Raw genomic sequence first — 9,652 nt, 5'->3', positions numbered from 1 at the left:
GCGCTACGGCGGGGGCCATTCCCCGGCGGGCCGGGGGGCAGGCCGCCGGGATGCGGAAAGCGTAGGCGGGGCTATCGCCTCCGTCGTGATCAAGGAACTGAAGGGGACCACCGGGCGGCGCATCGTGCGCGGCATCCTCGGCGGTCTGTTCAAGGGGCGCTGACTTCACGGGGCGGCCCGGACCGTGACGGTCCGGGCTCACGCCTCATTTCTCGGGGATCAACCCGCGCGGGCTGAACCGCAACACAATGAGCAGCACCAACCCCATGGTCAGCAGCCGCATATGGGCCGCGCTGTCGATCAGATGCGCCTTCAGCGGCGATCCTTCGGCCATGCCATAGGTGATGACATTCATGAGCCAAAGGCCGATGGGCTCCACCTGCACCCAGAGGAACCAGATCAGGAAGCCACCAAGCACCGCGCCGAAGTTGTTGCCGGAACCGCCGACGATCACCATCACCCAAATCAGGAAGGTGAACCGCAGCGGCTGGTAGGTGCCCGGGGTAAGCTGACTGTCCATCGTCGTCATCATCGCCCCCGCGATGCCACAGACCGCCGAGCCGAGGATGAAGACCTGCAGATGCCGCGCCGTCACGTCCTTGCCCATGGCTTCGGCGGCGACTTCGTTGTCGCGGATGGCGCGCAGCATCCGGCCCCAGGGGCTGTGCAGGGCGCGCTGGCTCATCCACAGAAGGATCAGCAGGACCGCCCCGAATAGCAGCACGTAAAGGAACTTCACCCAGAGGGTCGAGCCTTCGACCGGGTCCATCCCCAGTTGCGCCGCCCGCTCCACGAAGCTGGGATCGTTCTGCAGATCGATTTCATAGGGGACGGGGCGGGGCACACCGATGACGTTCTTGACCCCGCGCGTCAGCCAATCCTCGTTCTTCATCACGGCGATGATGATCTCAGCGATGCCCAGCGTCGCGATGGCCAGGTAGTCGGACCGCAGGCCAAGTGCCGTCTTGCCGATCAGCCAAGCCGCACCGGCGGCAAAGAGGCCGCCCACCGGCCAGGCAAGCAGAACCGGCCAGCCAAGACCGCCGAGATAGCCGTATTCAGCCGGGTTGATCTCCTCGATCCGGGCCACCGACGGGTCAAGGAGGGCGCGGAACACGAAGAAACCGCCCACCAGCAGAACGATTACGACCACGGTCCGCAGCCAGCCCTTGCGCATCTTCTTGGTGGCATAGACAGCCGCCGCGATCGTGGCGCCCCCCATGAGCAGGGCCACCAGCACGCCCACGCCCCCGGCAGAGAATCCGCCGGGCGTGGGCGGCATGCCCACCAGCACGGCGGCCAGCCCGCCAAGCGCCACGAAACCCATGATGCCCACGTTGAAAAGACCGGCGAACCCCCATTGCAGGTTCACCCCAAGCGCCATGATCGACGACAAAAGCCCCATCGCAATGATGAGCAGCGCCGAGTTCAGGCTCTGCGCATAGCCCACATAGGTAATGAGCCCCGCCACCAGCAGAAAGAGAAGCGTATTCCGGATGCCTTCGCTCATACCGCCTGTCCCTTGAACAATCCCGTGGGTTTGACCAGCAACACGATCAGCAGGATCACGAAGCTGACCGCGAACTTGTAATCGGTGCTGAGAAGCTGCACGAGGCCGCTGGGCTCAAGGCTCTCGGGCAACAGATAGCCCAGCACCTTTTTCCACGCATAGGTGATCGTGACCTCTGAAAAGGCGATCACGAAACCGCCCGCGATGGCCCCCACCGGATTGCCCAACCCGCCCACGATAGCGCTGGCGAATATCGGCAGAAGCAACTGGAAATAGGTGAAAGGCTTGAACGACTTGTCGAGCCCGTAAAGCACGCCCGCCACCGTCGCCAGCACCGCCACGATCAACCATGTGATCATCACCACACGCTCGGGGTTGATGCCCGACAGCAGGGCCAGGTCCTCATTGTCCGAATAGGCGCGCATCGACTTGCCCGACCGCGTCTTGTTGAGGAACCAGAACAGGGCCGCCACGATGATCATGGCGGTGACGATGGTGATCAACTGCGTGGTGCGAAAGGCGAGCCCCTCGTCCAGCCCGGTCATGGTCTTGAAATCGCGCGCCGAGATGATGAAGCGTTCCCCGTCGAGAAAATTGATGTCATCCGCGCCGATGATGAAACGCACGATCCCGTTCATAATGAACATCACACCCAGCGACACGATCACGAGGATCACGGGCTTGGCCTTCTGCGCCCGGTAGAACCGATAGACGAAACGATCCGTCAAAAGCAGTAACCCCATGGTCCCCAGAATACCGAGCGGCAGCGCGATGAGCGCGGTGGGCAGCGGGCCGAGGCTTAGCCCCATCGACTGGAACCACCATGTGAACAGGATCGTCACCATGGCCCCGAACGCCATCGTGTCCCCGTGGGCGAAGTTGGAAAAGCGCAGAATGCCGTAGACCAGCGTCACGCCAAGCGCGCCCAGTGCCAGCTGGCTGCCATAGGCGATGCCCGGAATGAGCACATAGTTCGATAGCGCCACGATGGCGTTGAGAAACTCCATGCCTCAGCCTCCCAGAAATGATTTGCGGACTTCCGGATCGGCCAGCAATTCCTTGCCGCTGCCGGTATAGGCGTTGCGGCCCTGTACCAGAACATATCCCTTGTCGGCGATTTCCAGCGCCTGCCGGGCATTCTGTTCCACCATGAGGATGGGAATGCCGGTGCGCGCCACTTCGATGATGCGGTCGAACAATTCGTCCATCACGATGGGCGAAACCCCGGCGGTGGGCTCATCCAGCATCAGGACCTTGGGGCGCGTCATCAGCGCGCGGCCCACGGCCACCTGCTGGCGCTGCCCGCCCGAAAGCTCCCCCGCGGCCTGAAACCGTTTCTCCTTCAGGATCGGGAACAGGTCATAGACCTGCGTCATGGTATCGCGGAAGTCATCGCGCCGGATGAAGGCCCCCATCTCGAGGTTCTCCTCCACCGTCATCGAGGTGAAGATGTTGGATGTCTGGGGCACGAAACCCATGCCCTTGGCCACGCGGTCCTGCGGGGACAGGGCGGTGATATCCTCACTGTCCAGCTTCACGCGGCCCTCGCGCAGGTCCAGCATGCCGAAGACCGCCTTCATGCCCGTGGACTTGCCCGCACCATTCGGCCCAACGATGACGGCGATCTCGCCCTCGTCGACGGAGATCGTGCAATCATGCAGGATATCGGGGCCCTTGCCGTAGCCCCCGGTCATGTTCTCTCCGATCAGGAAGGGGCCGCCGGCGGCGGGCTCCACGGCGCCGCTCTTTTGTATCGGCTGGGCGCTTCCCATGCCCTTCGGATTGGCAATCGAGACATCCTTGTTGCCCCGGTCGGAATAGGGATCGCTCATCCTTCTTCACCCTTTTTCAAATACTCGGGGGGTCTGGGGGCGCGCCCCCAGGACGGATCGGCAGCGCCGCGCCCGCGCATCGCGGTCACGCGTTCACCTTCGACTTGTTCTTCAGCCCGGTGCCCAGATAGGCCTCGATCACCTGTTCGTTGGCCTTGATCTCGTCCAGCGTGCCGGTGGCCAGCACATGCCCCTCGGCCATGCAGATCACCGGGTCGCAAAGCCGCCCGATGAAATCCATGTCATGCTCGATGACGACGAAAGTATAGCCGCGCTCAGCGTTGAGCCGCAGGATCGCGTCGCCGATGGTGTTGAGCAGGGTCCGGTTCACCCCGGCCCCCACTTCGTCGAGAAATACGATCTTGGCATCGACCATCATGGTCCGGCCCAGTTCCAGCAGTTTTTTCTGCCCGCCGGAGATTTGCCCGGCCTTCTGGTCGGCCAGATGTTCGACGGTCAGGAATTCCAGCACCTCGTCGGCCTTGGCACGTAGCGCGCGCTCCTCGTCGGCGATGCGCTTGCGTCCAAACCACGTGTTCCACAGTTTCTCGCCCGATTGACCACCCGGCACCATCATCAGGTTCTCGCGGCAGGTCATGGAGGAGAATTCATGCGCGATCTGGAAGGTGCGCAGCAGCCCCTTGTGGAACAGCTCATGCGGCGGCAGGCCGGTGATATCCTCGCCGTCCATGGTGACACGACCGGAGGTCGGTTTCAGCACCCCGGCGATCACGTTGAAGAGGGTGGTCTTGCCCGCACCGTTGGGGCCGATCAGCCCCGTGATGGATCCCTTTTCGATCGACAGGCTTGCGCCGTCGACGGCGTGGAATCCCCCGAATTGCTTGTGTACGTCGTCAACGACGATCATCTGTCCATCCCTGTCCGCTCCACTTTGCGCAGATGCGTTATCATTGGTGCGATACAGCCCGAAGCGGGCTCCGGGCTGTATCGTTTTCGTAAAGGACCGTCGGGCTTACTTGAAGCCGATAGTCTCGTTCTTGCCGTCGCGTACTTCGATCATGCGATAGGTGCCCGCGGATTCACCGGGTCCGATCAGTTCCACTGCGGAGGCGCCGACATAGTCGATGTCCGTCCCGTTCGCGATCATTTCCAGGGCCTTGCCAAGCTCACCGGGATAGACCTTTTCGCCGGGGGCGTTGGCCACTTCCATGATCTTGTCCTTGTACTCTGCCGGGTCTGTCGAACCGGCGGCCTGCATGGCCAGCAGGAAGAGCGCCGCCGCATCGTAGGACTCGGGCGCATAGGGCGATGTGCCGTCAAAGCCTGCTTCTTCGGCCATCTTGGCGAATGTATCGATGCCCTTGCCTTCGGAACCCGCGATCTGGCCGTAGGAGCCGTCGAGGTCGGGGCCGATGTTCTTGGGCAGGTTTTCACCGATCATGCCGCCGGGCAGGCCGAAGGTATCCCATGCGCCGGAGTCGAGCGCCGCCTTGATGATGCCCGCACCACCCTGGTCGAGATAGCCCGCAACAACCAGCAGGTCGCCACCGGCGGAGGCAAGCGCACCCATTTCGGCGGAGTAGTCGGCCTTGCCGTCCTCATGCGCCGCAACGATCGTGACTTCGCCGCCCGCGGCCTTAAAGCTGGATTCAATCGCGTCCGCGAGACCCTTGCCGTAATCGTTGTTGGTATAGGTCAGGGCGATGGATTCGACGCCACGCTCCTTAAGGATTTCCGCCATCACTTCGCCTTCGCGCGCATCCGACGGCGAGGTGCGGAAGAACAGGCCGTTGTCTTCCATGGTGGTCAGGCCGGGCGAGGTTGCGGAGGGCGAGATCATGACCATGCCGTTCGGAATGGCGACGTTCTGCAGCACGGCGCCCGTCACGCCGGAGCAATCCGCGCCGATCAGCCCGTTGATGCCATCGGCAATCAGGCGTTCCGCGGAAGAGACGGCGAGGCCGTTGTCGATGCAACCGGAATCCGCGCGCAGCGCGGTGACCATGGCGCCGTCCATCAGCATGCCGCTGTCGGTGACTTCTTTCATCGCCATTTCGGCACCGGCCGCCATGGGCCCGGTCAGGGATTCGATGGGGCCGGTGAAGCCGAATTCGATACCCAGTTTGACTTCCTTGGAATGGGCATCCGCCCAGGCGTTCGTCGCGAGAAGTGCCGCAGCCGTTGTGGCCATAAGCATCTTTTTCATGGTATTCTCCCTAGTTGGAACTTGACGTTCGGTAGGGACGTTAGGATGCGTTTCGCGAAAAGAAAAGCCAATTTTTGGAAGGGTCCCGCGGGTCAACCCGGCGCATCGCACCGATTTCGCGGAGCTTTTGTTCACGGCTTCCACCGTAGCTGAATAAATTATCCGGAATTCGGTCTAAACGCAGGCTTTCGCGGATGATCTTTCCGCGTCGTAAGAGGGATGCGAATTGCCCTCAAGCGGCCCTTTCGCCCGTCAGATCGACAGCCGTGCCGCGTGACTGCCGCGTTCGCGGTAGGGGGTCGTGTCATAATGCGACCGGTAGCACTTGGAAAAATGTGAGGGCGAGGCGAAGCCGCAGGCGAGCGCCACGTTGATCACGCTCATATCAGTCTGCATCAACAGGTTCCGCGCCTTTTGCAGGCGCAGTTCCATGTAGTACCGCTTGGGGCTGCGGTTCAGATAGCGGCGGAACAGGCGTTCCAGCTGCCGGGTGGACATGCCAACATCCCGCGCCAGCACCGAGGGGCTGATGGGTTCCTCGATATTCGTTTCCATCATCTGGATGACCTGGCTCAGTTTCGGATGGCGCACGCCGATGCGCGTGGGCACCGAAAGGCGCTGGGTATCCTGATCGGTGCGGATCGATGAATATATCAGCTGGTCCGCCACCGCGTTCGCCAGTTCCTCCCCCTGCTGATCCGCGATGAGCTTGAGCATGAGGTCGATGGAAGAGGTCCCGCCCGCCGTGGTCAGGCGATTGCCATCCACCACGAAGACGGATTTCGTGAGGTCCACTTCCTGAAACTCTTCGGCGAAACTGTCCTGATTTTCCCAGTGGATGGTGGCCTTCTTGCCGTCCAGCAGGCCGGCCCGCGCCAGTGTGTAGGCCGCCGTGCACAGCCCGCCCACGGCCATGCCCTTGCGGGATTCGCGGCGCACCCAGCCCAGCAGACGCTTCGTGGTCGCGGCCTGCACGTCGATGCCCCCGCAGAGCATGATGGTATCGTCGCGCGACAGCTCATCAAGATCGCCGTCGAGCGTGAAGCGCGCCCCGGCAGAGCTTGTCACCTCTTCGCCGCCTTCGCCGATGATGCGCCAGTCATAGGCCTGCCAGCCCATCATCCGGTTGGCGATGCGCAGGCATTCCACGGCAGAGGCAAAGCTGAGAAGCGTGAAGTTTTCCAGCAGGACGAAGACGAACCTTCTGGGACGGTCGAAATCCTTCGATATCCGGGGGGCCTGTCGCGGTTCTGACATCGCGCGTCTTTCTTCTGGTATGGTCCCGGCGCGCCCTGACCGCATGTTTCACGGAGGCCGCACGACTTGCCGCGAAGCTTGCTCACGCCCGGGGGGACAGGTCAAGAGGCGGAATTTGGGTTCTGGCGTCTCATCGCACGCTTTTGTATAGGAGGCAGGGGACAGGCGCGGTCCCACTTTGCGCGCCGCAACCGGAGGGCCGAACATGCGAGAATGGACCAAATCCAGCTGGCGCGACAAACCGCGTATCCAGATGCCCGATTATCCCGATCAGGCAGCGCTGAACGCCGTTGAGGCGCAACTGGCCCGCTATCCCGTCCTCGTGTTTGCCGGGGAAGCGCGCCGCCTGAAGAAACACCTCGGCGCCGCCGGGCGGGGCGAGGCGTTTTTGCTGCAGGGCGGCGATTGCGCCGAAAGCTTCGAACAGTTCAGCTCCGACATGATCCGCGACACCTTCAAGGTGATGCTGCAGATGGCCATCGTGCTGACCCACGGCGCCAAGGTGCCGGTGATCAAGCTGGGCCGCATGGCCGGTCAGTTCGCCAAGCCGCGCTCCGCCCCGACGGAGGTGGTCAATGGCGTGGAACTGCCCAGCTACCGCGGTGACATCATCAACGAGTTGGACTTCACCGCCGAAGCCCGGATCCCCGATCCGCAGAAGATGCTGCGCGCCTACACGCAGGCGGCGGCGACGCTGAACCTGATCCGCGCATTTTCGACGGGCGGCTACGCCGATGTGCATGAGGTGCATCGCTGGACCCTCGGCTTCACCGACAACGAGAAGGCCGAGAAGTACCGCGAGATCGCCAACCGCATTTCCGACACGCTGGACTTCATGGCAGCCGCGGGCGTCACTTCGGAAACCGCGCATACGCTTCAGTCGGTGGAATTCTACACCAGCCACGAGTCGCTGCTGCTGGAATACGAAGAGGCCCTGTGCCGTCAGGAAAGCCAGACCGGCAAATGGCTGGCGGGATCGGGTCACATGATCTGGATCGGCGACCGGACACGCCAGCCCGACGGCGCGCATGTCGAATTCGCCCGTGGCGTGCAGAACCCCATCGGGCTCAAGTGCGGCCCCAGCATGACCGAGGATGACCTCAAGCGGCTGATGGCCACGCTGAACCCCGACAATGAGGCCGGGCGGCTCACGCTCATCGCGCGTTTCGGCGCCGGTGCGGTGGGGGAACATCTGCCGCGGCTCATCCGCACAGTGGAGCAGGAGGGCGCGTCGGTCGTCTGGACCTGCGATGCCATGCACGGGAACACGATCAAGGCCAGCAACGGCTACAAGACGCGGCCCTTCGACTCGGTCCTGCGGGAAGTGCGCGAATTCTTCGCCGTTCATGCCGCAGAAGGCACCGTGCCGGGTGGCGTGCATTTCGAGATGACGGGGCAGGACGTGACGGAATGCACCGGCGGTGTCCGGTCCGTCAGTGACGAGGACCTGTCGGACCGTTACCACACCGCCTGCGACCCGCGGCTGAACGCCAGCCAGTCGCTCGAACTGGCCTTCCTCGTGGCGGAGGAGCTTTCCGCCCGCCGTTCCGCGCAGGCCACACAGGCCGCGGGCTAGGGGAGAGGCGTTCTAGTCGTCCGACTTTACCAATCGAAGATGGGGGCGCGCCACGGGCGCGCCCTTTCTGTCAAAGGGGGTCGCGGGGGCCGCGAACCCCGTGCCGCCGATACTGCCCGCGGCGGTGGGGTCTTCCCCCCGTGTAATAGCCCGCGCCATCTCTGCCGCCTCAGCGCCCGGTTCGATCTTTTGTATCATCTGGTCGAGAATGGAGAACTGGCGTGGGGCAGCACCGACCTGACCCAAAGCAACGAAGCAACCAAGCAGGCGTTCGACTTTACCGTTGTCATCGCGCAGGGGCAAAAGGTTCATGCGGGCATCCAATATGCGCCCCGTGCCGTCGCCCTGGGCACGCAACCTTAAGATGCAAGTGGCGGGCATGGTGCATACCTCTTCGACAATGCGGGCGAAACGCAGGCGGTCTTCCTGACGAAAGAGCAGCGGCACAGGCGCACGCCGCGCATCGCGCCCCATGAGAGCGACGAGATGCGCCCCCGCCACCCGGAACTGCGCACCGTCGGGCGTCCGCTCTGCGATAAAGGCAAAATCCAGCGCCGCATCGATGCCGCGCGGGTCCACATCCGCGCGGTCAGGCAACAGATCTGCGCCGCGCAGAGCCTCCCAATAGCTTTCGATGAGGGAAAGGGCCGCGAAGCCCGGTGCGATACGATGTCCAGTCATGTCGTTCCGTTTTGGCGGATGAGCCTTCCAACCACCCCGAGAAGCCGGGGAAGCCGCGCTTTTCCACAGAGCAAAAACCCTTTCTCCATACTAGTCACAATCGCCCTATGGTTGTCAAAAGCCGATCTGCGTGGTTAACGAAATCGTCAGATCGGCCTGACCCGGGGGTTGCCGCCAACGGCGGTTTGGCCGTAAAGCTGGCTCCGCCCCAGCACGGAAGGTACCCGCCCATGATCAGATCCATGACCGGCTTTGCCTCTGCCAGCGGAACCCATGGCGCCTTTGGCTGGAGCACCGAGATACGCGCGGTCAATGGCAAGGGGCTCGATATTCGGGTGCGCGCGCCCGATTGGGTCGAAGGGCTGGAGGCCGGGCTGCGCAAGCAGGTGGCCTCCGTGGCCAACCGGGGGAACGTGACCGTCTCGCTCCGGCTCAGCCGCGAGGATACCGGCGGCACGCTCGCCGTGAACACCGCCCAGCTTGAAGCGGTCCTCGCCGCCCTGCAACAGATCGAGGACCGGGCGATGGAGGCGGGCCTGTCGCTTGCGCCGTCCCGCGCGACCGATCTGGCCGGGATGCGCGGCGTGCTGGAGCAGACCAATCCCACCGAAGAGGTCGAAGGTCTCGAC

9 protein-coding genes and 1 pseudogene are annotated in these 9,652 nt (G+C 63.2%); 3 read left to right on the top strand and 7 right to left on the bottom strand.

The window, feature by feature from the left end:
• A pseudogene (locus A3764_RS24505) lies at positions 1–163 on the top strand (DUF853 domain-containing protein); the annotation flags it as partial.
• A 42-nt stretch (positions 164–205) separates the two neighbouring features.
• Here the strand turns inward: A3764_RS24505 and A3764_RS03285 are convergent.
• From A3764_RS03285 to A3764_RS03260, 6 genes are all read right to left on the bottom strand, one after another.
• Positions 206–1,510 carry a branched-chain amino acid ABC transporter permease gene (locus A3764_RS03285; protein ID WP_067923691.1) on the bottom strand — a complete coding sequence of 435 codons (1,305 nt, stop codon included), beginning with the start codon at positions 1,508–1,510 and terminating at the stop codon, positions 206–208.
• A complete protein-coding gene (locus A3764_RS03280; protein WP_067923688.1) occupies positions 1,507–2,517 on the bottom strand; it encodes a branched-chain amino acid ABC transporter permease in 1,011 nt (336 codons plus the stop codon). Before A3764_RS03280 ends, A3764_RS03285 begins: the two co-directional genes overlap by 4 nt.
• 3 nt (positions 2,518–2,520) lie before the next feature.
• A complete protein-coding gene (locus A3764_RS03275) occupies positions 2,521–3,342 on the bottom strand; it encodes an ABC transporter ATP-binding protein (RefSeq protein WP_082851098.1) in 822 nt (273 codons plus the stop codon).
• An 85-nt stretch (positions 3,343–3,427) separates the two neighbouring features.
• A complete protein-coding gene (locus tag A3764_RS03270) occupies positions 3,428–4,210 on the bottom strand; it encodes an ABC transporter ATP-binding protein (RefSeq protein ID WP_067923686.1) in 783 nt (260 codons plus the stop codon).
• A gap of 105 nt (positions 4,211–4,315) precedes the next feature.
• On the bottom strand, positions 4,316–5,509 hold the full coding sequence (locus tag A3764_RS03265; protein WP_067923683.1) for an ABC transporter substrate-binding protein: 1,194 nt from the start codon (positions 5,507–5,509) through the stop codon (positions 4,316–4,318).
• A 252-nt stretch (positions 5,510–5,761) separates the two neighbouring features.
• On the bottom strand, positions 5,762–6,766 hold the full coding sequence (locus tag A3764_RS03260; protein ID WP_082851097.1) for a GlxA family transcriptional regulator: 1,005 nt from the start codon (positions 6,764–6,766) through the stop codon (positions 5,762–5,764).
• A gap of 205 nt (positions 6,767–6,971) precedes the next feature.
• On the opposite strand from A3764_RS03260, the gene A3764_RS03255 reads away from it, so the two are divergent.
• Positions 6,972–8,342, top strand: coding sequence for a class II 3-deoxy-7-phosphoheptulonate synthase (locus A3764_RS03255; RefSeq protein WP_067923678.1), 1,371 nt, complete (start codon positions 6,972–6,974; stop codon positions 8,340–8,342).
• Positions 8,343–8,354: 12 nt separating this feature from the next.
• Here A3764_RS03255 and A3764_RS03250 read toward each other — a convergent pair whose 3' ends face one another.
• A complete protein-coding gene (locus A3764_RS03250) occupies positions 8,355–9,023 on the bottom strand; it encodes a PAS domain-containing protein (RefSeq protein ID WP_067923676.1) in 669 nt (222 codons plus the stop codon).
• A gap of 230 nt (positions 9,024–9,253) precedes the next feature.
• Here A3764_RS03250 and A3764_RS03245 point away from each other — a divergent pair.
• Positions 9,254–9,652 (top strand): YicC/YloC family endoribonuclease (locus tag A3764_RS03245; protein WP_330220509.1); only part of this gene is annotated, 399 nt, incomplete at its 3' end.

The organism is Sulfitobacter sp. HI0129 (assembly GCF_001635395.1).
GTDB lineage: Bacteria > Pseudomonadota > Alphaproteobacteria > Rhodobacterales > Rhodobacteraceae > Sulfitobacter.
Note: the sequence above shows the minus strand (reverse complement) of the source record. Positions and strands in the feature narration are given on the sequence as shown.